20 protein-coding genes are annotated in these 26,548 nt (G+C 41.7%); 9 read left to right on the top strand and 11 right to left on the bottom strand.

Annotated elements, in window-relative coordinates; genetic code table 11:
* Window positions 1–6: 6 nt before the first annotated feature.
* From VYJ22_RS11430 to VYJ22_RS11410, 5 genes are all read right to left on the bottom strand, one after another.
* Entirely contained in the window at window positions 7–1,164 is a 1,158-nt protein-coding gene (locus VYJ22_RS11430; protein WP_329904224.1) for a glycoside hydrolase family 18, read from the bottom strand.
* 19 nt (window positions 1,165–1,183) lie between these two features.
* Window positions 1,184–2,746, bottom strand: a complete 1,563-nt coding sequence (locus VYJ22_RS11425; protein WP_329904223.1) for a SusD/RagB family nutrient-binding outer membrane lipoprotein — start codon at window positions 2,744–2,746, stop codon at window positions 1,184–1,186.
* A 23-nt stretch (window positions 2,747–2,769) separates the two neighbouring features.
* The gene (locus tag VYJ22_RS11420) at window positions 2,770–5,844 is read right to left on the bottom strand and encodes a SusC/RagA family TonB-linked outer membrane protein (protein WP_329904221.1); all 3,075 of its coding nucleotides are present in this window, start codon (window positions 5,842–5,844) and stop codon (window positions 2,770–2,772) included.
* An 860-nt stretch (window positions 5,845–6,704) separates the two neighbouring features.
* Window positions 6,705–7,121 (bottom strand): RNA-binding S4 domain-containing protein, encoded by a 417-nt coding sequence (locus tag VYJ22_RS11415; RefSeq protein WP_329904219.1) that lies wholly within the window; start codon window positions 7,119–7,121, stop codon window positions 6,705–6,707.
* Window positions 7,122–7,201: 80 nt separating this feature from the next.
* Window positions 7,202–7,366, bottom strand: a complete 165-nt coding sequence (locus VYJ22_RS11410; RefSeq protein ID WP_329904218.1) for a hypothetical protein — start codon at window positions 7,364–7,366, stop codon at window positions 7,202–7,204.
* 375 nt (window positions 7,367–7,741) lie between these two features.
* Here VYJ22_RS11410 and rlmN point away from each other — a divergent pair, with 375 nt between their 5' ends.
* From rlmN to VYJ22_RS11395, 3 genes are all read left to right on the top strand, one after another.
* On the top strand, window positions 7,742–8,779 hold the full coding sequence (rlmN, locus tag VYJ22_RS11405; RefSeq protein ID WP_329904217.1) for a 23S rRNA (adenine(2503)-C(2))-methyltransferase RlmN: 1,038 nt from the start codon (window positions 7,742–7,744) through the stop codon (window positions 8,777–8,779).
* Window positions 8,780–9,027: 248 nt separating this feature from the next.
* On the top strand, window positions 9,028–10,887 hold the full coding sequence (locus VYJ22_RS11400; protein ID WP_329904215.1) for a 2-oxoacid:acceptor oxidoreductase subunit alpha: 1,860 nt from the start codon (window positions 9,028–9,030) through the stop codon (window positions 10,885–10,887).
* Window positions 10,888–10,892: 5 nt separating this feature from the next.
* Entirely contained in the window at window positions 10,893–11,918 is a 1,026-nt protein-coding gene (locus tag VYJ22_RS11395; protein ID WP_329904214.1) for a 2-oxoacid:ferredoxin oxidoreductase subunit beta, read from the top strand.
* A gap of 149 nt (window positions 11,919–12,067) precedes the next feature.
* On the opposite strand, the gene VYJ22_RS11390 is transcribed toward VYJ22_RS11395, so the two are convergent.
* From VYJ22_RS11390 to VYJ22_RS11365, 6 genes are all read right to left on the bottom strand, one after another.
* Window positions 12,068–13,375, bottom strand: a complete 1,308-nt coding sequence (locus VYJ22_RS11390; RefSeq protein WP_329904212.1) for an NAD(P)/FAD-dependent oxidoreductase — start codon at window positions 13,373–13,375, stop codon at window positions 12,068–12,070.
* 354 nt (window positions 13,376–13,729) lie between these two features.
* On the bottom strand, window positions 13,730–14,143 hold the full coding sequence (locus VYJ22_RS11385; protein WP_329904211.1) for a hypothetical protein: 414 nt from the start codon (window positions 14,141–14,143) through the stop codon (window positions 13,730–13,732).
* A 136-nt stretch (window positions 14,144–14,279) separates the two neighbouring features.
* On the bottom strand, window positions 14,280–14,486 hold the full coding sequence (locus tag VYJ22_RS11380; RefSeq protein ID WP_329904209.1) for a hypothetical protein: 207 nt from the start codon (window positions 14,484–14,486) through the stop codon (window positions 14,280–14,282).
* Complete coding sequence (locus VYJ22_RS11375) at window positions 14,483–14,938, bottom strand: N-acetylmuramoyl-L-alanine amidase (RefSeq protein ID WP_329904207.1); 456 nt, start codon at window positions 14,936–14,938, stop codon at window positions 14,483–14,485. Before VYJ22_RS11375 ends, VYJ22_RS11380 begins: the two co-directional genes overlap by 4 nt.
* 283 nt (window positions 14,939–15,221) lie before the next feature.
* Entirely contained in the window at window positions 15,222–15,677 is a 456-nt protein-coding gene (locus VYJ22_RS11370; RefSeq protein WP_329904205.1) for an HU family DNA-binding protein, read from the bottom strand.
* Window positions 15,678–15,995: 318 nt separating this feature from the next.
* Entirely contained in the window at window positions 15,996–16,124 is a 129-nt protein-coding gene (locus tag VYJ22_RS11365) for a hypothetical protein (RefSeq protein WP_329904203.1), read from the bottom strand.
* 951 nt (window positions 16,125–17,075) lie between these two features.
* Between VYJ22_RS11365 and VYJ22_RS11360 the strand changes: the two genes are divergently transcribed.
* From VYJ22_RS11360 to VYJ22_RS11335, 6 genes are all read left to right on the top strand, one after another.
* The gene (locus VYJ22_RS11360) at window positions 17,076–18,809 is read left to right on the top strand and encodes a TonB-dependent receptor (RefSeq protein WP_329904202.1); all 1,734 of its coding nucleotides are present in this window, start codon (window positions 17,076–17,078) and stop codon (window positions 18,807–18,809) included.
* Window positions 18,810–18,848: 39 nt separating this feature from the next.
* The gene (locus tag VYJ22_RS11355) at window positions 18,849–19,355 is read left to right on the top strand and encodes a hypothetical protein (RefSeq protein WP_329904201.1); all 507 of its coding nucleotides are present in this window, start codon (window positions 18,849–18,851) and stop codon (window positions 19,353–19,355) included.
* 22 nt (window positions 19,356–19,377) lie between these two features.
* On the top strand, window positions 19,378–20,343 hold the full coding sequence (locus tag VYJ22_RS11350) for a hypothetical protein (protein WP_329904200.1): 966 nt from the start codon (window positions 19,378–19,380) through the stop codon (window positions 20,341–20,343).
* A 366-nt stretch (window positions 20,344–20,709) separates the two neighbouring features.
* Entirely contained in the window at window positions 20,710–22,017 is a 1,308-nt protein-coding gene (locus tag VYJ22_RS11345; protein ID WP_329904199.1) for an IS5 family transposase, read from the top strand.
* Window positions 22,018–22,125: 108 nt separating this feature from the next.
* Window positions 22,126–22,359, top strand: a complete 234-nt coding sequence (locus tag VYJ22_RS11340; protein WP_329904197.1) for a hypothetical protein — start codon at window positions 22,126–22,128, stop codon at window positions 22,357–22,359.
* 2,557 nt (window positions 22,360–24,916) lie between these two features.
* Complete coding sequence (locus VYJ22_RS11335; protein WP_329904196.1) at window positions 24,917–26,422, top strand: Mfa1 family fimbria major subunit; 1,506 nt, start codon at window positions 24,917–24,919, stop codon at window positions 26,420–26,422.
* Window positions 26,423–26,548: the final 126 nt, after the last annotated feature.

Genomic DNA, 26,548 nt, shown 5'->3' with positions numbered 1-26,548 from the left:
TGTTTGTTATTTGATGACAGGATTCATTAGTTGGATAGACTTACGCAACCAAGGATAAGTAGCGCCTTTCATATCTCTCATGTCAATGCCTGCTACATTGTCGGCCGGCGTGGCGAGGTATTCATATTCCATATGATAGGAACCTACTCCGCCCTTGCGATAAGTGACCCCGTTTATTACAGGATTGTACTGAGCATAAGTCATGATCTGTCCCATAGGTCTGCCTCCAGTCTGAGCATGGCTTTCGAAATTTACAGTGATGATCACTTTTTTGCAGATATCCTCTACAGATAAAACCGATTTGAAGTGGTCTATTTGGCTTGAGAATCGACTCTTTGAGGGTTGTGAGCCATCATCATAAGCCTGAAGAATAAAATAATTGAAATACTTACCATACTTAGCTGGTACAGCTTCCGGCTCACCATCTATGACCAAAAGTTTCTTTCTTCCGGCTTCATCTTGTGCCATCGGACCAATACGCTTAGCCAATGTTTCTACGAAAAGAGGCATGAGGGTACGATCTTTTTCTGATTTATTTAGTTCCCATAGCTCTTTCTTGGTTTGGAAAGGCTGGGCATAGCTGGGCTCCGCATCAATATCAAAGCCATCATAGCCATATTTATATACTGTATCACAGATTGCATTCGCATATTTGATCACTGCAGCTTGGCGTTTTTTCAGCCCTTCTTCATCATTCGCGGTAGACCATCCCCAATATTCGTATCTCCACTCTTCCCATGTTTTACCTGCTTTTTCCATTTCTTTGGGCATGGCAGGGGTGATCTGGTCCCCGATGTCAAAGATGAGCCCGCATGCAAGGGCTTTAGTACCCTTGACTTCTTGTACAAAGCGCAGATCTTTGATCTGTTCGGCAGTGGGGTTTTTCCAACCACCCCACAGAGATACAAAATCCACTGAGTCGGGCAGGCCGGCCAAAGAACCTTGAAGACTCGATCCTGTACCTGTCCAGTTACCAAACCACCCGAATGCTACAGCATGGTCAGTTTTTTTGTATTCTCTCAGTTGCTTGTAGTAAGCTTCACTTTTATTAGTTCCTACAAGGCTGAGGGGTTCTTTTATTTCTGTCTCAGTCCATTTGCTGCAAGATGTCAGTAACGTGCAAGCAGTGATCAGGAATGATGAAATTATATTTAAGTTTTTCATTTGTCTTATCAATATATTATTACTTTTTCTGCCACCACATTTTAGTTCCATAGTCATCAGCCCCACCCAACAGCTTCACTGCTTCTGTGTAATTGGTCGGATTTTTCACTTTCTCTTCATTGTCGAACGGAATTCTGTTAGGAACCAACAAGGTGTAGCCATTCTTGGAAGTGGGGATGTCAAATACTTTGGGGTATCCTGTACGACGTATTTCGTTCCATGCCTCTTGTCCATTAGGGTACATGGCTATCCACTTCTGCGTGATGAGGCGTTCCATCTGAACTTCAGGGCTGTCAGTGCTACTCCATTTAATAGTGATACTGCTGGAAGCCGGCATGTTTTGTCCGTACCCGCCTTCTGCATCTTTATAGGAGTTGGGCTTGTTGGTGGTGTTTTTCAGGTACTCATCAGCATTGCCTGCACCCCATTGATCGAATGATGCTTTTACACCTTGATTGTACAACTCTTCTACACTTCCCCCCATGCCTGTCCAACCTGCAAGGGCTCCTTCTGCTTTACAGAAGTAAACTTCGGCCAATGTCATCCAGACTCCTCTTGAGGTTTCTTCCACATTTGCAGCGGAATACAGTGCAGTAGCAATTTTCTTATCACCTACATTGGCTCCTGCCAAACAACCTACTATTTTTCTGTCTTCTACGGCTTTTGATGCTGGTTTGAAGTACTTCTCAATTCTAGGGTCTTTGTAGCCATTCATATAAGCATCGATATCACCACATGCTCGGCTGTCTCCCCACTCTACAGAGGTTTTGTACAATCCGCTGGGCACGTATGTGATAAGGCAATTGTCATCATTGGAAGTCATGACGCCTGATTTCACCGCTTCTTCACCATATTTTTTTGCGATTTCGGGCTCTGCAAAGCGTATTCTGATAGCCATGCGCAGTTTTAGCGAATTGGCAAATTTGAGCCATTTAGAGAAATCTCCGTTGTATATTTTGTCAAATTCGGCATTGAACTTCTTGCCTTGATTGGCTACTACAAAGCCTTCGAGAAATTTGATAGAAGTATCCAGATCTTGGAACAAAGAGATGTAAATATCCTTCTGAGAATTATAAGCCTTTGGGTTGTTAGCATTTAGCCCCATCGGAAAAGGGCCGTACTTATCCGTAAGGCTAAGCATAGCGTAAGTTCTGAGGATGAGAGCCCAGTTGTAGTTGAGGTCTTCCTTTGTGGAGAGTCTTTTGATTTCGTTGAAGGCACTTACAACTTTCGGTGTCATATCTGAGAATGGATATCTCACCCATCCGTCCGGAGCATTGAATCTGGCAAAGTTTTTATTGGTAAAACCATTGTTGCTATATGTAAGATATCGCCCCAAGTAATTACCGATAAGGTCCATATTCATTTGATATGCATTCTCCTGCTCGGGAAACGCATTGTTTTCCAATTGTACGAGGAAAGAGCCTATTTGATAGTTATCGATACTCAAATCCGTACTGCTGGCGCTTTCTCCCGGGTTGTTTATCTTCTCAAAATCAGAAGTACACCCCGTAAGCATTACTGCAGCCAAAGAGATGAGGCAGCTTATTTTCATAGCCTTCCCGATATATTTATTTTTCATACTTTTCAGAGTAATAAATTAGATTAGAATTGCAGTTTAATGTTGAATCCGAAGTTTCTCAAGCTAGGCTGCATAAAGTAGTCAAAGCCTTGGTAGTAAGTTCCTGTCGAAGCCGTGAGCTCAGGGTCAAATGGAGCTTTGTTATAGATCATAAACAGGTTTCTGGCAGTGATGCCAAGTGAGAGCTTTGCTTTGTTGCTCAGCCATTTGGAAGGAAGGGTATATGATAAGTGAGCTTCTTGCAGGCGTACATTCGTGGCATCGTAGATGTATTGTGACCACAGAGGATTGTCGCCGCCTGTAACGCTGTAGAAACCTTCTGCACTGATAATGCCTTTGTTCACGGGGATACCTCCGTTGTCACGGGCTATTGCGGAAGCTTTCGATACACCGTATTCGTCCAAAATAGCTTGAGTTTGTGAGAGAACTATACCTCCAAATCGAGCGGAGAACATGAACCCAAAATTGATACCTTTCCATGTAAAATCGTTAACCCATCCCAGATTGCCTTTGGGCAATACTGATCCTTTGAATATAGGAGAGGGTAGGTCGGTAAGCATAATATTACCTTTGGCGTCAAGGATAGCGTTGCCTTCGGGATCTCTTTTGATATCCTTGTTAATGTAGATATCACCCATAGAACCTCCTTCTTTGAGGTACACATTGGCTCCGTTGAGACCGCCTTTGGAGATCGGCTCTTTGGAACCCGGGATAAGCTCTATAATCTTGTTTCTGTTTGTGCTATAGGTCAAGACACTGTTCCAGTTAAAATCACCCCATGTATTGTTATAACCCAGAGACAATTCCAAACCTCTGTTTCTCACATTGCCGGCTTGTATATACTCATGATCAAAGCCTTCGGTAGGTGTTATAGGCATCAAGAATGTCTGATTTTTTGTATTGGATTGGTAGAATGTAGCATCAAGGCTCAACTTATTATTGAGGAATTTAGCTGTGATACCACCTTCCCATGAGTAAGTCTGCTCGGGGAAGAAATCTTGAGGGAATTTGTACGTTACAGTGCTGTAGCTCTGTGAAGCAGGGTTGTAAACGTATCTGTTGGGCGAAGAAATGTGAGCAGGGATAGGTGATCCTACTTTTGCCCATGATGCCCTTGCTTTGAGGTAATTGAACCATTCCGGTAATTTTACCATGTCAGAGATGATACCGGACAAACCTACGGAGGGGTAGAAGAATGGATTACCGTTGGTGTACGCCAAAGCGGAGTCCCAATCTTCGCGTCCTGTCATCGTAAGATAGAGCATGTTTTTCCATCCCAACTCCACGTTGGCAAAAACAGAGTTGCTCAAGTGTGAGTGATCTGTATATATAGGTCTGTTGTCATTGGTGGGGGTGCCGTAGTTGATTTGGTTAGGATTGAACATATTCGATGGGTTTCTAAGCCCTCCTTGGAAACCTCTACTGTCCAAATCGGTCTTATTGGTAGATATACCGATATTGGACGAGATAGAATAATCATCGAAGCGTTTGTTAATGTTTGCCATCAAGTCCGCATATACCGATTTCTCTTCGGTTTTGTTATATCCGTAGAATCCGTAAGGAGAGTGGGCAAAGATATCGATGGTGCTGGCATATCTTTTATCTTCATATAAGATATTGGCAATATCCGCTCTGGCACGTCCTGTGACATCGAGCCAATCGAAGATCTGATATTTCAGTGATATGTTACCCATGTATCTCTTTTTGTCGGCATATCGGTTCATGCGATTAGCCGTCCAGTATGGGTTCTGCATTTTTAAGGCATCACCGAAGTTCCAGTTTTGCGTATAAATTTTTCTGGTAGGATCCCATATCTCATAGGTGCGTACTGACTCGAAGCTCTCGCCTCTAGGAAATAGGTATAGAGCTACGAGGGGGTTGAAATACTGCCCCTGTGCCATGAGGTTCTGATCCTTCTGCTTCACGAAATTAAAGCCGAAGTCCAGTGTCAGCTTGTCATCCAAGAATTTAGTCGTGTTCCTGAAGGTGAAGTTGTAACGGTCGTACTTGCTATTGGGTATAATACCTTTTGCATTGGTAGAGCCTATGGATAGGTAAGTCTGATTTTTTTCATTCCCGATAGTCAGAGATACAGTATTCTGAATGTTGGAGCCGGTGTTGAAAAATTTCTTTGGGTCATAAGCCCCGAAAGGCGATGCTTGTTTACTGCCCCAGGTTTTAACTTCTCCTGTATTGTTTATGTACTCTGTCTGGAACTCCGGCATGATGAAGGGGGCAGAAAACGAAGAGCTGTTGGATAACATCACAGAAATCTTACCTTCTCTACCCTTTTTAGTTGTAATCATGATCACACCTTGTGCTGCCGACGAACCATATAAAGCAGCTGCTGCAGGGCCACTAAGAACCGAAATGGATGCAATGTCATCCGGGTTGATATCTGATATACCTTCACCGGTGGGCTGACTTGAGTATATGCCTTCCGTGGCTCCGCCATTGGTGTTGAAGATGGGCACACCGTCTATTACGTACAGGGCTTGGTTGCTCTGGGTCATAGATTTAGGTCCACGCATTACCACACGGGTAGCACCGCCGATACCTGCTGATGAAGCATTGATGTTTACCCCCGCTACTTTGCCGGAGAGGGCGTTCATGAAGTTAGCATCTTTCACCGTGGTAAGAGCCTCGCTTTTTACTTCCTGAACATTGTAGCTCAGAGCTTTCTGCGAACGTTTGATGCCGAGAGCGGTTACTACCACAGCATCAAGAGCCGTAGCATCCTCTTGCATCACAATCTTGAGAGAGGTTTGGTTGGTTACGTTCACGGTTTGTGGTTTGTAACCCACGTAGGTGATCTCAAGCGTTGCGCCCGGGGTCACTTGCAATGTGAAGTTGCCGTCTACATCGGTAGTGGCACCGGAGGAAGTCCCTTTGATGGCTACGCTCACGCCTATCAGAGCTTCGCCTTTGTTGTCAGTAACATTCCCTTTTACGGTTATTTTTTTCCCCTGTTGCATGTTGAGCTCGGGAAGATTTACACTCTCGTTCTTGTCCGCAACAGTGGCAGCCTGCAGGTGGCCGGCTCCCAATAACGGCATTGAAAGTACGAGTGTCAATAAACCAAAGTGCTTTTGTTTCATAGTGAATTTATAAGTGGTATATATGATTTTTTCTTAGTTTATATTCAATTAATTTCAATAAATGGCCTTGTTTGTGTGGTTTTTTAGTAATACACGTTGTGTTTCCGTTTATAACTAAATGCAAAGTTAATTTTATTTCGGTTCTTGGTTATATTTCTGATGTATTTTAAAATTATTAACGTTTTGCATTTTTATATGCGAGTTTTTTTTATCTTATATTTATTAAGTGGGTTTTGCATGTGGGGTAAAAAGTGTAAATAGTTGGTAAAAAGATGAAATCAATTAAATTCTTTTAAAATAACAGCCTTTTCGATTATCTGATGATGTTGGTATAGAAGTTTTGTTTGGGCTTGCATCCTATGAAGAGACCGTTGCATAGCAAGCAAATTGCGTCGTTGCTTGCGAGATTCGCGCTAGGTCATTTACCTGAAGTAAACTCCCTGTGCACTCACTCTTAGCGCCTTGCACTTTACCCTCTCTGCCCGGTCAAAGTGTCTTTTGTCGGCTTTGCCTCCAAAATCCATGAGGCTGTTGACTTTTGCAACAGTCTCATGAAACGTCATACTTATTTACATAGAAATTTGTCTGCTTAGATTGAGTATGCTGTGGTTTGTTGAAGTCTTGATATTTACTGATGAAAATTCTATCGTATACGGACTAATGACCTATCATATAAGGTCATTAGTCCGTATACGATAAAACAATTGTCCGTCTATGATAAAACGATTGTCCGTATAGGATAGGTCATTCGTCCGTATAGGATGAAATTTTGGAGCCTCCGATATAGGGAAATATATAGAGGTTTTGGCATGGTTAAAGGCGTGCAAGCCGTTTATCTACATTCAAGCTCATGTGATGGGCTACCACTCTTCGTCCCAGTCAAAAAACTCGAAGTCTTGCGGCATATCGTCGCTGAATTGTTCCAGCTCACGGCGATCTTTCTTTGTAGGTCTCCCCAAACCTTTGGCTCTGTCTACAAAGCCTGATATTTTCTGCATCTCAAGGATTTCATATTGGTCGGGTGGGGTAATGTTTTCCATAAAATCCTTGACAAGCTTTGCTCCCATCCTATTTTGCGATAGTTGTAGCACCTTGAACGAATAGGTTATGGGAGGCTTCTTTACGGATATCACATCGCCTACCTTTATGGTGCGTGAGGGCTTGGCTGCGGTATTGTTGATCATGACCCTGTTTTTCTTACAAGCGTCGGTGGCTATGGAGCGGGTTTTAAATATCCTTACAGCCCACATCCATTTGTCTATTCTTACTTCTTCCATTGTTTGTTACTCAATTGTCATATTGGGAAGAGAGGGGGTTCGGTGGCTATTCGGGCTTTTACTCCTACAAGGAGCAGTTGTCAACATTGTGACTTACTCTCCATCGTATTTCCCCTAATGACTCTTCCTCTGTCTATACCCGGTGTGTGGAGGTGCGAGTCATTATCAGTATATTGCATATACATCTTGTATGCGACATCGCATAGCACACGGTAAACATCCATGTAAATATAGTTATATTTCATGGTATTGAGCGTAAAGACGTGATTGATCTCATATAGCATGTGAAGGATACCCCCCCCCTATACGGACAGCCATGAAACTACAGTGGAATATATGCGATACATTGGGAAATGGTTTCTGGCATTCTGCCCTGTCTGTGATTATCTTGGCTGACTGTGCCAAGTTGTAAATATCTTACTAAACGTATACATAAGGTAAGTGAATCAAGGTCTACTATGCAAGTATCTTGAGATATAGGCTACATCTGTCAATTATTTCATGTATTTTTGTGGTTGTTAGACGGTTGCGGTATTTGTCGGGGATAAGGTGTTGTCCTCGTAGATTTGATACGCTTCTTCTAATTAATTACAATTGTAGTAATCAAAGATACTGATTTAATGGATTTTCAAGATAACAGACCGAAACTATTAGGGATGACTCTTGCAGAGCTCACCGATTTTGCCGTAGGTCTGGGCATGCCCCGCTTTACGGGCAAGCAGATTGCCGAGTGGCTTTACAAGAAAAAGGTTGCTTCGGTGGATGAAATGACTAATATATCCAAGCGCAATAGAGACTTATTACACGCTCACTCTACAGTGGGGCGGTATGTACCGCTATGTTCGGAGCTCTCAACAGACGGTACTCGGAAATATCTGTTCGAAGTGAAAAATAATGGCAAGGTGGAGGCTGTGTATATACCCGATGGCGAGCGTGCTACTTTGTGTATATCTTCGCAGATTGGTTGTAAGATGGATTGCCTTTTCTGCATGACCGGTAAACAAGGGTGGAAGGGCAATCTCAGTGCTGCCGAGATATTGAATCAGGTGTTTTCTGTGGAGGAATCCGACCTGATCACCAATATCGTTTTTATGGGAATGGGCGAGCCGCTGGACAACCTGGACGCCGTGCTGCGCTGTATAGAAGTCATGACGGCGGAGTGGGGACTGGCGTGGAGTCCTAAGCGCATTACACTATCAACCGTGGGGGTGCGCAAAGGTCTGGAACGCTTCCTGAATGAGACCACTTGCCACCTGGCAGTGAGCTTGCACAACCCTTATCCGGAAGAACGTATGGAGATTATGCCTGCTGAGAAAGGTATGGCGCTCATGGATACGCTAGATCTAATCAGACAATATGATTTTTCAGGACAGCGGAGGGTATCCTTTGAATACATTGTATTCAGAGGGCGCAATGATTCACCGCAGCACGCAGCTCAGTTGGCCAAAATACTGAAGGGTATACCGTGCCGCATCAACCTGATACGCTTTCATAAAATACCCGATGTGGATCTTGCCCCTGTAAATGATGCACGTATGGAAGAGTTTAGACACTCATTGGAAAACAAAGGATTCACAGCTACCATAAGAGCCTCGCGTGGTGAAGATATTTCGGCCGCGTGTGGCATGTTGTCAACAAAAAAACAGATGGGATTATAGGCTTTTCCCTGATGGCCAAAGGGGAGTATCCACTTCCCTTTTCTTATAATAATCACTTAATAATCACATAATTTCTTATTGAGGTTTATCGTTTCGAATGGCAAAGTTGCTAATAGACATAAATTTATTTGAAAATGTTTGTGGACATCTTAATTATTGGTTAGCTTTGTTCCGTCGTACATTATGGAATTGATATTATATGTCAACTTAAACTTTGTGACAAAACCTCTACATAAATCTTCTACGTTATGGCAGAAAAGACAACCATAAAAACACTGAAAGACGTTGTAATACGTTTCTCAGGAGACTCCGGAGACGGTATGCAACTTACCGGAACAATCTTTTCCGATCTGTCCGCGATGTATGGAAACTCTATTTCCACATTGCCTGATTTCCCCGCAGAAATTCGTGCACCACAAGGAACTCTCAGCGGAGTATCCGGCTTTCAGGTACACATCGGAACAAGTAGTGTATACACACCCGGAGCTAAAGCCGACGTGTTGGTGGCTATGAACCCCGCCGCACTGAAGGTAAACAAAAAGAACCTTAAACCGAACTCCATCATTATCATAGATAGTGACTCTTTTGGAGCAAAAGATCTCGAAAAAGCAGAATTTTCTACCGATGATCCACTCTCAGAGATAGGCCTCACTACCCAGCAGTTAGTGGCGGCTCCCATATCTTCAATGGTCAAGGATAATCTGAAGGAATTCGGCTTGGACAATAAATCAGCGCTCCGATGCAAGAATATGTTTGCTTTGGGGCTTATCTGTTGGTTGTTCGACAGACCGTTGGATCATGCCAAAGACTTTATCAACAGAAAATTCGGTAAGAAACCAGCCGTGCGAGATGCCAATAACAGGGCATTGTACGATGGATTTAACTTCGGAGCCAATACACATGCCAGTGCTAGCATATACCGTGTAGAGAGCCAGAAGCAAACGCCCGGTTACTATGTAGATATCAATGGTAATAAGGCTACATCTTTAGGATTGGTTGCGGCTAGCGAGCGATCAGGGCTTCCTCTCTTTTTGGGTAGTTACCCCATCACTCCGGCAACTGATATTTTGCACGAATTGGCCAAACTCAAAGCTCTGGGCGTGAAAACGGTGCAGGCGGAAGATGAAATCGCCGGGATCTGTACTGCTATAGGAGCTTCTTTTGCTGGTAACCTTGCAGTTACCACAACTTCTGGGCCCGGACTTGCTCTCAAGAGTGAAGCTATCGGCTTGGCTATTATGGCGGAATTACCCCTTGTAATAGTAGACGTACAACGTGGTGGTCCTTCTACGGGATTGCCAACCAAGACCGAACAGACCGATTTGATGCAGGCTCTATACGGACACAACGGTGAGTCGCCTCTGCCTATTATATCCGGTATTACTCCCGGACAATGCTTTGATGCAGCTTATTGGGCTGCCAAAATAGCTGTGGAATTTATGACACCCGTCATACTGCTTACTGACTCATTTATAGCCAATGGCTCTACCGCTTGGCGCATTCCCACAATCGAAGATTATCCTTCTATTACTCCAAATACGGTAAAGCAATTCGATACTAAACCTGAAAAATGGTGTGCTTATACCCGTAACGAAGATACAATGGTAAGATACTGGGCATTTCCCGGTGATGAAGGCTATCAGCACCGTTTAGGCGGGTTGGAAAAGGACTATTACACCGGAGCTATCAGTACAGACTCGGCCAATCATGAGAAGATGGTCGCTGTGAGACAGCAAAAGGTGGATAATGTAGCTTCTGTGATTCCTGATGTGAAGGTACAGGGTGATGTTGCTGATGCTGACCTGCTCATCGTAGGGTGGGGCGGTACCTATGGGCACTTGTACGAAGCAATGGAAGAATTACGCGAGCGAGGTCATAAGGTAGCATTGGCTCATTTTATGTTTATCAATCCGTTACCCCGCAATGCTCGGGATGTTCTTACCCGATACTCTAAAGTCGTGGTTGTGGAGCAAAACAGCGGACAATTTGCCAAGTATCTCAGAGGTATGATCGATGGTTTTGTGCCCAAGCAGTACAACCGTGTCACCGGTCAACCGCTCGATGAGGGAGAACTCTTGGATGCCTTAACTAAAATCATGGAGGAATAATATTTATGGAAACGATGAATAAATGCGCTTTTGAAGCTAAAGATTATAAAAGCGACCAATACGTGCGGTGGTGCCCGGGTTGTGGTGACCATGCAGTAGTCGCAACCATGCAGAAGGCTATGGCTGAGGTTGGGGTAGCTCCTCATAACTCGGTAGTGATATCCGGTATCGGTTGCTCCTCACGCTTGCCTTACTATATGAATACATACGGATTCCATACTATTCATGGAAGAGGCGCTGCCATAGCAACCGGTGTAAAGACGGCAAATCCTGATATGATGGTATGGCTGGCTACAGGTGACGGCGACAGCTTGGCTATCGGTGGTAACCATTTTATCCATGCAGTCAGGAGGAATGTTGATATCAACATTGTGCTGTTCAACAACCGTATTTATGGTCTCACCAAAGGTCAGTATTCGCCCACTTCGGCTCGAGGCTTTATTTCCAAGAGCTCGCCTTACGGTACTGTGGAAGATCCTTTCATCCCGGCAGAACTTTGTTTGGGAGCACGCGGGCAGTTCTTTGCGCGTAGCCTCGATGTGGATATGAAGAACCTTCAGCTCTGTATGGTGCAGGGCGCTAAACACCAGGGAACTTCAGTAATAGAAGTGTTGGTAAACTGTGTGATCTTCAATGATGGTATTCACAAAGGTTACTCACTCAAAGAAGTACGTGACGATATGACTATTACATTGCAGCATGGCAAGCCTATGATCTTTGGTAAGGATAAAAACAAAGGTATTGTTCTGGATGGCTTTAAGCTCAAAGCAGTGACTATAGGTGAGGATGGCTATACTATGGATGATATCTTGGTGCATGATGCTCACGAAGAGAACAATACTTTACACATGATGCTTTCCATGATGGGGGGAGACCTCCCCATTGCTATGGGTGTAATACGTGATGTACAGACTCCTGTATATGATCAGGAGGTAAAGACTCAGATCGAAGAGCTCCAAGCCAAAGATCCTACACGTACACTGCATGATCTCCTTATGCAAGGCGCTGTGTGGCAGGTTAAGGAAGAATGATAGTCCCTCCTGTACCATAACATAATCTGAAAACAATAAGGGTCGATCTGAGATGCTTCTCAGTCGACCCTTATTCGTTTCCTATTACTGGTTTTTATTCCCGATTAACAAGCTTTATAATTTATTTTGAGCTGTACGCCTTTATTATATCATTTGTTGGTGTTGTTCTCGTGAGGCTCAGTGGGTATGTTACGTTTGAGTATAAGGCGTAATGATCGGTCGTAGGTCACATAATTCCACATCCAGTTGAAGAGTACTACCACCTTGTTACGTACTGAGAGTATCGAGCGTAAGTGGACTACCAACCATAATACCCATGCCAGGAAACCACTCCATTTGATTTTACCTATCTCAGCCACAGCCCTGTTTCTACCTATAGTAGCCATGGAGCCGAGATCCTTGTATCTGAAGGGGTGTAGAGCTTTCTTTTCTTCTATCCTTTTTAAGTTTACTGCTAGTTGTGATGCTTGCTGTAGTGCTACTTGCGCCAGTTGCGGATGTCCGTGAGGATATTTAGGGTCATCAGTAAGTAGTGACTGATCACCTATAACATATACATCACGAATGCCTTTGATAGCATTATATTCATCCACAAGTATGCGTCTTGCATGACCTATGGCATCGGATGGTACCCCTTCTACGGCATTGGCTATGATACCACTAACCCAGATCACCGTTTTGCTCCTCAAAGTGGTATTGTCCTTGAACGTAATTGTTTCTCCGTCATAGTCTGTTACCAGTGTGTTTTGGTGCAACTCTACACCCAGCGATTTCAACCCATTTTTTGCCGCTTCAGAGCTTTGAGGCGACATGGCCAAAAGCAATCTCGGTGAAGCATCAATCAAATGGATGTGAAAATGCCGGATGTCAAGGTCAGGGTAATCCTTGGGGATTACATAATTCTTCATTTCGGCTAATGCTCCTGCTATCTCCACTCCTGATGGACCTCCTCCTACAATGACTATATTGAGTAGAGCATCTCTCTCTTCCGGTTTTGAGGTAAACAAGGATTTCTCTATGTTTTGTAGCAATACATTGCGTAGGTTCATCGATTCATACAGCGATTTCATAGGTAGCGCGTAGCGTGCGATGTGTTTGTTCCCAAAATAATTTGTAGTGCCTCCACAGGCCAATACCAAATAGTCATACTTTAGTTCGCCTATATTGGTGCGTATCGTTTTATTCTCTGTATCCACAGCTTCCAAGGCAGCAAGTCGGAAGTAAAAGTTCTTCCGCCTTCGCAGTACGGACCTGAAAGGGAAAGCTATGGAGCTTGGCTCCAACCCTGATGAAGCCACTTGATAGATCAGTGGAGGAAATTGATGGTAATTGTTCTTATCTATCAGTACAGTCTGAAACTTTTTATCATCTATCTTCTGTGCCAGTTTAAGCCCACCGAAACCTCCACCGATAATCACTAATCGGGGTAATTTACTGTCGGGTATGTTCGCATTCATATTATAATGTATCGGTGTTATTAAAATAATTTATGTTATAGAATACAACATCCATTAAAGAAAAAAGGTTGTATTTGCTGTGTGAGAGGTTGGGTCAATCAGGATAATATTGTTAGAGACCGTTGCATAGCAGGCAAATTGCCTCGTTGCTTGCGAGATTCGCGCTTGGTCATTTACCTGAAGTAAACTCCCTGTGCGCTCACTCTTAGCGCCTTGCACTTTACCTTCTCTGCCCGGTCAAAGTGTCTTTTGTCGGCTTTGCCTCCAAAATCCACGAGACTGTTGACTTTTGCAACAGTCTCTGTTAATCACCTGTTTTGAATTGCTTATCGGTTTGTGGGTATGCTATAGCTATCAGCAAGAATATCTCATTTTCTTGATCAGATAGGGATGCAATCTATAAATTATTATTCCTGTGAGAGAGATTGCCAGTACCATGCCTAGAATCCATTTTACATTCATAATACTTTCCCGTATTTTCGAGCCCGATTTGTTCAGGCGATTTTGGTCATATTGCATGCATAGCGTGTCTGTCTTCTTTAGAGAATATAATGTCTGCTCCTGTTCCTGTTGTTTGTTTGTAGTTGCATAAAGGTACCGTTTCATTCTTTTCACTTGGGTCTTATGCATGTTGCCCGAAGGAATCCCCGTGATCTCGGTAATTTCTTCCTCTATAGTCATACTCCTAGTCTCGGCGATCCTTTTCTCTGCTTTACTTTTTACAGAACTATCTACACTAACCAGCCCTATGGATGTATGTGCTGCCACTACCTGGATCGGTTTTTTAGAAGTTCTGCAGCTCGTATTTAAAGCCACCATAGCCGATAATGCGATAAAGTATATAAAATTTGTATTCATGTTGTGTCTGAAATTATAAACATTGGCTTTTGTCCTTATTAATTCTCTAAGCATTCCTTCGGTAATGATAGTCTATCCCCATGAGCCCTCCGGCAAAGGTCATTACTTCTCCATACGCCACCAGTACACTTGTGTGTATTTCCCCTTGAGGTGGGGCATAGAAGGCGACAAAGAGTAGACACATCCCAGCCGTAGCCAGGAGGCAAGCCATTATCAGTTCCGTGTATCTTAGTTGATGATGTGTTGGTTTCATAGCCTTGCATACTCCCTCAGGGCATCAAAGCAGGGGCACTCCTTCAGCCATTCGTCATGAGTGATCATACCGTCTTTGTTGCGATCGGGGCTCAAGTCTCGATGCCCGCATACGGTGGCATAGGGATAGTCGGCTCTAAGTACTCTCAGAAGTCTGATGATCGCCCTTTTCTGTGCATCTGTCCTTGTGTCTGCGGCTTTGCCCGTAGTGGAGAGTCCCCCCTCGTAGCATATTCCTATACTTTGGCTATTGTAACCCAAAGTATGTGCCCCAATGTGGTTGGTGGGTCTCATGGATTCTATTTCTCCGTCACGACGTATGTAAAAGTGGTAACCTGCCATTTTGAACCCACGCATCCTATGATCTTGATCGAGCTGAAAAGCTGTATAAGTCATGTTGCAGCGGGTAGCGGAGCAGTGGATAATGATATATCGAACATCTTGTTTTTTCATTGTAAATATGTAAATATAAAAGATAAATAAAATGGAATATAAGGTACTCTCTTCCTGCCTCACCCAAGTCATGCCGGCAGATGACATAGGTGGGGAAGAATAGTAGGGATGTCTAAAGATGAGTGTAATGCGTAGAATATGGATAGGTCGCTCAACTTACAGCCAGATAGCTTCATGCTCTTCCCAATCTTCTCCGGCGCATGCTTTCCGGAGTAGGATTGGGCAAAGAGCATTCACATCAGCTTTTTTTCAACTTATCTGCTCTATAATAGCAAGGCAACTATTACAGTCCGCTCCCGGGATCAATAACGGGAGTTACGGGCTTTTTCGGTTCTTTTTTGAGTTTATTATACCCTTTCGGAACTGGGAAATATTGCATTTTTTCTAAACGCCTGAAGCTCGATTTGGCCATGAACAAAATCTTGGCATGAGAGATGTTCTTTTCTACATCAAATTTTTGAGGATCATCTACAGACTTGCTTCTAAAAGAAGGTCTGAAGCTTCCCAAGGGGCCTGCATCCACTACATATCCCAGACTGCATAGCTCCTTGAGAGATGCTACAAACTTGTAAAACACGGCTGCTACATCAGGTTCGCTTACCGTGGAGCCATCGCTCATTTTTTTACAAAGCTCTGTAAATGTAAAACGTTGTCTTTGGCACACAGGACGTGCCACATAGATTTTTGTGCCTTTCTTTTCGCCTACTTTCAGCACTCTTTCATTCAAAGAAAAATTCATAATAAATAAAGTTTTAATAAATTAATAAACAAGGCATTCCTCTCCGGATTGGTAGTGTCAATAATATAAGTTTACCGGAGGGCCTGCTTCACAAAGATATAACATTTACACCCCCTTTGTCAAGTGTTTTTGGCGTTTCTGTGCAAATAAATATTTTGTAAAAGAATGCCTGTTTTTACGTCAAAATATAGTAGCTTGATCTTCACCCTATTGCTTGTATTGTGGTGGCAAAAAGTGTAGAATATAATGTCGCTTTGGTTTCTTTTGATGTTATGTGCACCGTATATATTTAACAATATAAGTATCTTAAAGCCTGACTTATTTAACGCTATGCTTCTTACCTGTAATAAAGCCTTTGGAGGAGGTCCCCGCACCCTCATTACTATTATGAGACCGTTGCATAGCAGGCCAATTGCTTCGTTGCTTGCGAGATTCGCGCTTGGTCATTTACCTGAAGTAAACTCCCTGTGCACTCACTCTTAGCGCCTTGCACTTTACCTTCTCTGCCCGGTCAAAGTGTCTTTTGTGGGCTTTGCCTCCAAAATCCACGAGACTGTTGACTTTTGCAACAGTCTCATTATATCTTGTGTCAAATTTTGCGTAGGCATTTCTCGATAAACAACCATTCCGATCCGATAACTTATGAGAAAAAATAGGCAGGGCTTGTGCCTTTTCAAAAATATTTTAACTATTTTTACTTACGATCATTACTATAATTATGGGAAAATCTTTGTATAACTGTAGAGTGGCACGATTGCTGTTGGGCGTATTCATAGCGCTCCACATTGTCACAGCTCTACATCCCATATTTCACATAGAGTCGGATACCTACTCCTCACACTCTGTCCTTGAGTCATGTTACAAAGTTGCAGAGACTCACCATCACTGTCCTATTTGTGAGTTTACCGACCAACCGTATACAGTAGCCGAATTTGTAAAAAGTACAACGCCCATCTCATTTTTGGACGTTCTATATTCGTGTCGCTATGTACGGATCTTTTTTCATTCCATTTCTCACATTTCATTGAGGGCTCCTCCCTCGTTCTATTGTTTCATCTAACTCCTTTTTACTGATTATCTCTCGGTATAGCGTGCGCATGTTCGCTATCAATGATGTGTCTGTATCCATGCTTGTCTGGGTGTGATGTTGCAGTCCCGGGATTTAGTCAAGGTGTCCTTTGATGTTATAATACTTGCGGTCAGCGCTACGTCATGAGCTATGCTTACTTGCCCCGAATAAGGTGCAATTTTGTTATTGCTCCCCTGCCGTATCCATGCTTGGGTATTATTGATCATGGATTACTCCTTATAATACAGTTTCTTTAACTTGTTTAATCATAGCATAATAAGATGTATCGAGTCTTTCTTTGTGGTTTGTTTACTCTCTTTCTATGGATTATGACGTATGGGTATGTACATGCCCAGCAGCATCGGCCTGCGACTAACTATATTTTACGTATCATAGACCAAGATAGTGGCGAACCCGTAGATGCTGCATTTGTATATGTTGCAAAGCAATATTTTACGCCCGACAAGTATGGCGATATAGTCATACCGACTTCTACAAAGCTGTCAGGCAATTTTGAGATCCGTTGCTTGGGATATACTTCTGTGATGATGTCTGTCACAGCCATAACTCCCGGCAAGGTATGCATTGTGAGGATGTCCGCGAATTTCAATAAGCTCAAAGAAGTCATAGTGAGTTCGGACAAAGCGCCCATAACGGTGAATGCCGTGCACAAGCGTATCACCTCGTCACAGATAGACAAGGCCTTGGGCAAAACTCTGGCTTCTCTTCTGGAACAAGTAAGCGGAGTGAGCTCCATACAGACAGGTACTACGATTGCCAAGCCTGTGATACAGGGCATGTACGGCAATCGTATCCTCATCATCAACAATGGTGTAAGACAAGCGGGGCAGCAGTGGGGGGATGATCATGCCCCCGAGCTGGACATGAATACCTCGGGCAGCATAGAGGTTGTCAAAGGAGCTGATGCTGTGCGTTATGGAGCGGAGGTCTTGGGAGGTGTTGTTGTGATGAATAATAGGCTGTTGCCCTATAGGCTGCAAGACGTTCATGGCAAAGTCTCAAGCCTCTACGGCTCCAATGGACATCGCTATGTGCTGTCCGGGTATGTTGAGGGTGCTGTGCCTTTTGCACGTGATTTTGCGTGGAATATTCAAGGTACATACATCAATGGCGGAGATAGAGCTACAGCTAATTATCTCCTTAATAATACGGGAGTAAGAGAGAAAAACTTTTCGATGTCCTTGGGTATGGACAAGTACAGATATGGGGTGGAGGCATATTATAGCAGATATGACTCTGAGACAGGAGTGATGCTCAGTGCCCAGCTGGGCGATATAGACCTTCTCAAAGAAAGAATTGCCATTGGCTATCCTGTGCAGGTCGATCCTTATACTCGCAAGATTATTATTCCCAAACAGCATGTGGTGCACCACTTGGTTTATGGCAAGGCTTACTACGAATCCGATAATTGGGGTAAGCTCTCGTGGCAAATTTCTTATCAGGCAGATAGGCGAAACGAATATCATATCAGACGGAACAACCTTTCGCATGTACCCGGGCTTAGTCTCAGACTCAACTCCCTGCAGAACCAGGTCAGATGGGATCTTGATCATGCATCGTGGCATACCAGGATAGGTGCTCAGAGTATTTACCTCAACAACTCCAATAGACCCGGTACGGGTGTTGTACCTGTAATACCCAACTATACGGAATGGGGATGGGGTATATACAGCATTCAGAAATATAGCAGTGGCAGGTGGAATGTAGAGGCAGGTGCCAGACTCGACTTTCAGGATACCAGAGCCGATGGTTTTGATGCTTATGGCCGCAGGTATGGCGGGCATAGGCGATTCTCCAACTTTACTTACAGCTTGGGTACAAGATATGTATTGTCCTCCCGCTGGAGCCTTACTTCCAATATGGGGGTAGCATGGAGAGCTCCCCATGTGCATGAGTTGTACAGCAATGGACTGGAGCATGGCTCGGGCATGTATATGGTGGGCGACTCCACCCTCCGCTCCGAGCAAAGCTATAAGTGGATCACTTCTCTAGCTTATAAGACTGATCAACTACGCATCATGCTGGATGGATATGTGCAGTAGATCAATAATTATATCTATGATGAGCCTACAACGCAGATTATGACCGTGGTGTCAGGGGCTTATCCCGTGTTTCGCTATAAACAAACCAAGGCCTTGTTTCGAGGTCTTGATCTTGATCTTACTTGGGACATTGCCTCTCAGTGGTCTTATCATATGATTTCATCATTTATCTGGGCCAATGAGTCTGCTACTCACAACTATCTGCCTTATATACCTGCGCCCAAGCTCGACCATTCACTTACATGGCGTTTGCCGTGGCGCCTCAAAGGGGAGTCCCCTTATATCACAGTACATCATCGGTTTGTGGCTAAGCAAACACGTTTCGACCCTCGTACCGATCTTATTCCCTATTCTCCGCCCTCCTATCACTTACTGGGTATAGAGGCCGGTTGTCAGTGGCAGCTCCCGCATCAGAGTAAAGTAAAAGTGCTCATAGCGGCGGACAATCTACTCAATAAACAATACAAAGAATACACCAATAGATCTCGCTATTATGCTCATGATATGGGGCGTGATGTGAGAGTGGCGATAAACTGGATTTTCTAACACTTATTATAAATATAGAATTATGAATAAAAAAGTATTAAGATTTTTTACGCTGGCACTGCTTAGTGCCATGATGGTTGTTGGTTTCGCTTCATGCGAAAAAGACCCTGTTACTGCTTCCAATGAAGTCATTCACAAGGATCATGAAGATCCGGTAAAGGCTGTGATCCTGCTGGTCGATGGGCATCTCCACGGGACTTATTCCTTCCATCAGAATCCCGACGTGGAAGGTGTAAAATATTTGAAAAGAAAACAGCAAATCACTTTCAATCTTACAAAGGAAGGTTGGAAGATTGCTGATGACAGCCCTAAGAAATTCTTGGTGAGAAGCGTGGGCAAAAACGCTATTGGGGGACAAGTCTATGGCCTATGGATCTATTATTATAATGTAAAAGGTGAACTCATGAACAGTCAGTTTGTAGAGAACGGGCAAGATAAAATACACCAGCACTTTTTCATTCCTCGCAATGTGGAGCCTACCTTTGACGGAGTCAAAGAAGTTACCGATAATGATGCTAAGTCTTTGTACAAATATATGTATTGCGACACTACGCCTTGGGACAAGACCATGCACTCGGGGGAAGGTAAATTGTCCGGAGATAAAAACCCTATTGGTTTCAAGGGGTATTTCACATTCCTCAAAACCCGCAAGCAATTTAATATGAATATTGAGCTCATGCATGCTGCAAAATCAAAATTTGATGAGCATGGCAAGACCTCTCCTTTTTATGAGCCTAGCAAAGCTCAGCGTCAAAGAGATCTATGGGATTTGAAAATATCTATCCCCGTAATTGTCTATGCCAATCAGTTGGAAAGTATAAATGATGCAGAGCCCACAACCCCTGAAAAAGATATCCCTGCGGATGAGATGAAACTCCTCCAATCAATAGCGCATGCCTATGGTATCACATGGAAGGATGCACTCAATGATATCTATGCTATCATCACGGGTGATGTGGATCCTGAGTCAGGCCAGCTTTGGTTTTAACACCTTCAGGTGTCTCACTCTATACGGACATTGCTTGTGTTTTTTTCTCCTCATACAGGCACTTATTCCTCAGGATTTTTGAGCAGATAGGCACATAATGCAGCATAGTCTGTTTGATAAGGGGCAACTCTGTAATAATCGAGATATATCGTGATTATACTGAGTTGTGCCCTTATTTTGGGTTATAAAGGGTCCTAAGTCCTGAGTTGCAGATTATCTTAATTATATTGTGGGGTTAGAGCTTAGTATTTAGTCGTCCCTTAAAATCGTATTTATTTTCTGATATACAGTAAATTACACTCTTCTGTTCTTTGATAAATCTGCAAGTTTTTGTATCTTTGGATGTAGAAACTTGCAGATTTTTTTATGATACGCCCTACTCAAACAGTTCGATCACTGTTCTCTTCGCTGGACGATTTGCTCAACCAGCAACATCCTCTGTATAAACTTTCCCATAAAATCGATTGGAAAAGGTTCGAAGAGGCTTTTTCTTCCTTGTATTGCCCAGACAATGGTCGTCCCGGCAAGCCTATTCGTTTAATGTGTGGTCTTTTAATTCTCAAGCATTTGCGCAATATTTCAGATGAATCTGTTGTAGAACAATGGAGTGAGAACGCTTATTTTCAATATTTTTGTGGCATGCAGGAGTTTACACCCTCCTTTCCCTGCAATGCCTCGGAACTGGTTCACTTCCGCAAACGTATCGGCGAAAAAGGGATAGAGCTTATTCTTGCAGAAAGTATTCGTGTGAATGATGACAAAACTGAGAATGATCACCACGATACCGCTTTTATAGACTCCACCGTGCAGGAAAAGAATGTGACTTATCCTACAGATGCCAAGTTGCATAAGAAGATAGTAGGCAAGGTTCTCAAAATCGCAAGGGCTCTCAATCTGCCCATTCGTCAAAGCTATACTTTCGTATTGAAAAGAATTTATCGGGATCAACGTTTTCGTAACCATTCCAAGAACCGTAAGAAAGCTCTTAAAGCGGATAAGCGGTTACGAACAATAGCCGGACGTTTGGTTCGGGAACTTAAACGAAACCCGGGTAATAACAGGGAGTACGACAAACTCATTTCCCTCTTTGAAAGGATTCTTTGGCAACGGCGTAATTCCACTCAAAAGATTTATTCTCTTCATGAACCGGATGTTCAATGCATCAGTAAAGGTAAGGAGCACAAAAAATATGAGTTTGGAAATAAAGTCTCGATTATACGCTCCATGACGGGAGTGATTTTGGGGGCCTCTTCTTTCCTTAATGAGTACGACGGACATACCATAGAGCAAAGCCTCGATCAGGTGAAGAGACTCACGGGAGAAAGGATTAAGAAACTGGCGGGAGATAGAGGTTACCGTGGGAAAAAAGAAATAAACGGTACGCAAATATTGATTCCTGACACTCCAAAAGCAAAAGACAGTTATTATCAACGTAAAAAGAAGTATCGACTTTTCTGCAAGCGTGCAGGAATAGAACCAACTATCGGACATTTGAAGTCAGATTATCGCTTGGGACGTAACTTTTACAAAGGGCTCTTCGGGGATGCTATCAATGTAATGTTAGCTGCTGCGGCATATAACTTCAAAAGAGCCATGAAACTTCTTTTGTACCTAATAAACAAAATCAGCGAAACACTCCCAATGGAGAAGTTTTCGCTGAAATGTGCTTTTTAAGGAACGACTATTTAGTATTATAGCTTGTGTTTTTCTTGTTTTTTGAGGAACCTATTGACAAAGGGTACTTCAGAGTTGTATATTTGTAGTAGTTTATATTTATCGTGTATGGATATTATATTGTCAATTATATTGCAGCTTTTTATCGTCATTGCTTTGTATTTTAGTCGCGGTTTTATTGAGAAATCCTATTCTTCTCATAAGACTAAGAATGCAGCCTACATGGTAGTAGAAAAGATGGATGAGTCTTTTGCTCGGATATTATCCATATATATGGAACGAGCATGCGCGGAGTGTTCGTCCGCTGAAAGAGACGTCACCACTCCGGTATTCCATCATTAAGGTTGGTGTTGTCTTATCTCATGTTCGGATGCCCTTTGCTTGACGATGCAACCGTATCCGTCTCCTTGTCATTGCCTCATGTCGGATTTCTCTACGGCGTATAGGACCCCGGGTACATAAGTTGATTATCTGTGACTTTTGATGATTTTACAGTACTCTCTCAAAAATATTTTTCATCATGTTAGCCATACTTTGAGAAATATTCTTACCCTTTTTCTATTCTATAAATATTGCAGTCCTTGTGTATAAGGGCTGCATTTTATGTATATAATAGCGGCAGTTTGTATATGATAGGTCTGTTGTCCGTGTAGATAGGATTGTTGTCCGTGTACGATAAGTTTACCCTCCGTGTATGATAGGTCTATTGTCCGTGTATGATAAGTTTACCATCTGTGTAGGAGATACCTATCCCATCCTTGTAGATGAGATTATTGTCCTTGTATGATGATTCTTTTTGCTATTGTAGATAGGATTGTTGTCCTTATATGATAGGGTTGGCTCCCAAGTATCATGGTCTTTCGTCCGTATATGACAAGTCTATTACCATTGCATTATAGGTATGATGTTTATGTACAATTGATGGAACTTTCGTGGCGCAAAATACATATTGTTCCTATGAGCAAATTATGGATTTACATTGGGTACATAGATGTAATAAGAAGATAGGAGGTTTTTATTATTATAGTTAGAATGTGTTTTTATTGACATTATTTCTTTGCTATATGGTTTGTATATCTAGCAGGATAAGGGTAAGGCGGCGACCCTATCTTAAATTCTTTACAAATATACTTGATGTAAATAGCAGATAACCCCCTCTTCTGTGAAAAATATCTAAAAACAACGTTTTACATCTTGTTTGATCTTTTGCTTATCAAAAGAGTATATATATTACACACTTCTATTAGCTGCCACCACTTTATGATATTTCATGTTTATTGGCCTTGTTACTGTGTAATGTTGTTATTTATACCGTGCATTTATTTAATATTTCATGAAACACCCCCTGCCTATCATGCGTTTATTGTTAAATGCTCACGGTTTTGTTTTTTAGACTTGTTCTTAATAACAATCTCTGTTTTTTTATACTTTGGTGTTTTTTTATTTTTTTTACATAATGATTATTGTGTGTTTACTGTTATTTCACTTTGATTTTTTATATAGAAACCTTTTATAAATGCTGGATTTTTAAGTGGCATAGTAGTTGATAATATGTTAAGCTTGTTTTGTGGTATGACTAAAACAAAACCTATGCCATATTCTTTACATTTCCCTTTTAATACAAGGAAAAGCCTCATCTGATCGTTTTTTATTTGTTAAAATATGTGTTTTTGTCAAGGGCTCTCTTCATTCTTCTCTTTTTGGGGTGTTTTTGGCGTATATTTCACTCCTTTGGAGTTTGCATACTTTATCTCTGGGTTTTTATTTATTGTTGTTTATTTTATACAGTAATTATTACTTTGATATTAATGCGTGTTTTATATTATTGTTTTATATGTTCTTGTATATATAAGCAATGTTTGTATATTTTAAACTATTTTGATAACTCCCTAGAGTGCGATAGAGTTGTTTATTAGTCCAAAAATGGATTATTTTTGAACTTTTAACTCATTCTTTTATTATCCAAAGTTGTGTTTATATTCTGTTTTTTATTAAAAATGCGCATTTTCATATTGTAATTAGAGTGTTTATTTTACAAAATATCTTTTTTATTTGAAGCCTTATTTATCTTTATGTAGTTAAACTATGTTAAATATCGAGTTTTCTCTATTTTTATCTGAATTTACATGACTGAAATATTTCTTATTAATCGTAATTCTTGATTAAATCACATTTTGTTATGCTTGGTAATACTTGATTTTAGTGTTTATTTGGTATTAATAATTCAAATTATGAGTTGCGTTTGCATATTCTTAATAATTAGATTAATAAAAATGTCATTTAATTTCTATTTGACTGATTTTAAGGCTATACAGATTTCTTATTATCTTATTTTTAGAATGTTATGCAATGTTATTCAAGTGATATTGCGTTTGTGTATTATGCACATTAATTTGTATATTTTAACATATTGGTTTTGTTTATTTACTAATATGGCATAATTTTGACGTCGAATTGATGTAGGAGCTATTCGAGTTTTTGTCGAGTTGCATACACATTTTGTTACGAATAACGGACTTGCCACCTTTAACAACTCAAATGTTGAAGTAACAAACACGCTGATATTCTTTGGATAACATGTTGTTGTGTTGTACACTTCTTTGGGTACTTGTTATATGGGAGAAACTCTCTACTGTAGTCGTTTTTGATACTTCTGTCACACGGCTCTTCACATATATTTTTTTAGAAAGGGTATGCATATTGTGTACTCGGATGTTTTACACCCTTAACAAAAGAATTTTATAATTGTGTAAACAGCAGATTTATAAGTGAATATTTATTTGTATGCTGTTCGGGTTATTTTATTGGATTGCTGTTGGTATAATACATTATGTCATCATGTAAATTTTATAATGAAAAGCAGTTAGGAAAATAATAAATACTTAAACGTTTTAAAATTATGAAGATTAAACACTACTTGTTTTCAAGTATTTGCGCCCTTTTATTGGGACTTACATCATGTTCCAAAGATGTAAACAACACAGACCTCACTTCTAATACTGATGGTTCTACGTACATGAGCGTATCGCTTAAGGTGCCTGCACAGATGAGAGCAGAAAGTTCCAACTATAATTCTTTAGGGAATTGGGAAGGGCAAGATGATATTAAAAGTGTTGATATCTATCTTATAGCCAATGGGGATAAGACGGTTGAGCACAGGACTGTTACAGTAAAAGCAGCTGCAACCAATGCAAACGATGGAACATATGAGACTGATGCATGGAAAACGATACCGGGAAATAAGAAAGTTTATGTAGTAGTGAATAATGGAGGTGCTGTTAAAAGCGCTTTAAATGCAGCAACAGCTGATAATTTTGACTCTGAATATAGGAAGGCTTATGACATGGTTCAAAAGAATACTAATGGTGGAATTCTTGCTGATTATGCCAAAAGGGAAAATAGCAAAGACGTGGTTATAATGAGTGGTGAACCAGTGGATGCTGTGATAGCACAGAATGTGAAAGAGGGGGATGCTAAAACAAAAAATAATGTCAAAGTAAATGTCCGTCGTGCCGTATCTCGTACGGCTGTAACGATAAATGAGTCATTGAATCAGGGTTCGGGGGTAGAAATTAAGACTACGACTGAAAGAACCTTGGGAAAAATCAAGGATTTAAAATGGACGGTGGCTCAATATGAGAAGACATCATTTTTATTATCAAACAATGATGGTAGATCCCCCCATTGGGACTATATCCCGGCTTTAGGATCATATAATCAAGTAACAGCAGGAATGCACTATGATTATTCATTACTCCAAAATAGCTTTGTACTAGGGGCTTTTACTCGTAATGTGAATAATAACGAGAATATTAAGCAAATAGTAAAATCTGAGATGAAGTTTATAACGGAAACCACTCATCAGTCTGGAAGTAAGCTTGGAGATACTGCTCTCGAGACCGGGTATAGGAGGGGCAATACCACTTATGTGATGGTAACCGGAACTTTTGTTCCTGATGATAATGCTTTTGCTTCTGGAGAAAAGGAAAGTTATATGAAGGATCAAACAATTTACTTGGGCACGATCGATGGTAAATTTTATGTAAATAAAGAGAAAGCCAAGGCTGCGAATAAACAGTCTGATCCTTCAAAAGATGGAGTCATCGAATATAAGACAGGAAAGATGTACTATTTTGCTTGGTTGAATCCAGACTCTATAGATGCAACAGAATGGAAGAATTCTCCCGTATACCGTAATAATATTTACCATGTGAATATTGCAGGCTTTAGCAAGCTTGGATTTTCCGGTAACCCATATAATCCTGATCCTAATAATCCTAATAAGCCGGATCCAGACGACCCTACTCCAAAGCCTGAAGATCCCATTTATGATCAAGAAACTTATATGGCTACAGAGATAACTGTGATCAATTGGGGTATGCATTCCTATGATATTAAATTCTAATCTTTTATCAATATTAGGGATTATCTAAATCCTGTCGTGTAAAGAAGAGAAGTGAGGTGCATGGCGCCTTATGAGCAGGTAGCTATATGCTTCGCTTCTCTACCTATGTGTCAATAAGTTATTAAA

Origin of the sequence: Porphyromonas pogonae (genome assembly GCF_036320655.1) — a bacterium.
Taxonomy (GTDB): Bacteria; Bacteroidota; Bacteroidia; order Bacteroidales; family Porphyromonadaceae; genus Porphyromonas; species Porphyromonas pogonae.
The sequence above is the reverse complement of the archived record's forward strand: the minus strand, read 5'-3'. Positions and strand labels throughout refer to the sequence as shown.

What these genes read in the sequence shown, in the direction of transcription:
- VYJ22_RS11360 (WP_329904202.1), top strand. Translation starts at nt 17,076, where the DNA reads ATGACGTATGGGTATGTACATGCCCAGCAGCATCGGCCTGCGACTAAC.
- VYJ22_RS11425 (WP_329904223.1), bottom strand. Translation starts at nt 2,746, where the DNA reads ATGAAAAATAAATATATCGGGAAGGCTATGAAAATAAGCTGCCTCATC.
- VYJ22_RS11355 (WP_329904201.1), top strand. Translation starts at nt 18,849, where the DNA reads ATGACCGTGGTGTCAGGGGCTTATCCCGTGTTTCGCTATAAACAAACC.
- VYJ22_RS11400 (WP_329904215.1), top strand. Translation starts at nt 9,028, where the DNA reads ATGGCAGAAAAGACAACCATAAAAACACTGAAAGACGTTGTAATACGT.
- VYJ22_RS11370 (WP_329904205.1), bottom strand. Translation starts at nt 15,677, where the DNA reads ATGAATTTTTCTTTGAATGAAAGAGTGCTGAAAGTAGGCGAAAAGAAA.
- VYJ22_RS11345 (WP_329904199.1), top strand. Translation starts at nt 20,710, where the DNA reads ATGATACGCCCTACTCAAACAGTTCGATCACTGTTCTCTTCGCTGGAC.
- VYJ22_RS11380 (WP_329904209.1), bottom strand. Translation starts at nt 14,486, where the DNA reads ATGAAACCAACACATCATCAACTAAGATACACGGAACTGATAATGGCT.
- VYJ22_RS11430 (WP_329904224.1), bottom strand. Translation starts at nt 1,164, where the DNA reads ATGAAAAACTTAAATATAATTTCATCATTCCTGATCACTGCTTGCACG.
- VYJ22_RS11375 (WP_329904207.1), bottom strand. Translation starts at nt 14,938, where the DNA reads ATGAAAAAACAAGATGTTCGATATATCATTATCCACTGCTCCGCTACC.
- VYJ22_RS11395 (WP_329904214.1), top strand. Translation starts at nt 10,893, where the DNA reads ATGGAAACGATGAATAAATGCGCTTTTGAAGCTAAAGATTATAAAAGC.
- rlmN (WP_329904217.1), top strand. Translation starts at nt 7,742, where the DNA reads ATGGATTTTCAAGATAACAGACCGAAACTATTAGGGATGACTCTTGCA.
- VYJ22_RS11415 (WP_329904219.1), bottom strand. Translation starts at nt 7,121, where the DNA reads ATGGAAGAAGTAAGAATAGACAAATGGATGTGGGCTGTAAGGATATTT.
- VYJ22_RS11410 (WP_329904218.1), bottom strand. Translation starts at nt 7,366, where the DNA reads ATGAAATATAACTATATTTACATGGATGTTTACCGTGTGCTATGCGAT.
- VYJ22_RS11365 (WP_329904203.1), bottom strand. Translation starts at nt 16,124, where the DNA reads ATGACCAAGCGCGAATCTCGCAAGCAACGAAGCAATTGGCCTGCTATG.
- VYJ22_RS11340 (WP_329904197.1), top strand. Translation starts at nt 22,126, where the DNA reads ATGGATATTATATTGTCAATTATATTGCAGCTTTTTATCGTCATTGCT.
- VYJ22_RS11420 (WP_329904221.1), bottom strand. Translation starts at nt 5,844, where the DNA reads ATGAAACAAAAGCACTTTGGTTTATTGACACTCGTACTTTCAATGCCG.
- VYJ22_RS11335 (WP_329904196.1), top strand. Translation starts at nt 24,917, where the DNA reads ATGAAGATTAAACACTACTTGTTTTCAAGTATTTGCGCCCTTTTATTG.
- VYJ22_RS11390 (WP_329904212.1), bottom strand. Translation starts at nt 13,375, where the DNA reads ATGAATGCGAACATACCCGACAGTAAATTACCCCGATTAGTGATTATC.
- VYJ22_RS11350 (WP_329904200.1), top strand. Translation starts at nt 19,378, where the DNA reads ATGAATAAAAAAGTATTAAGATTTTTTACGCTGGCACTGCTTAGTGCC.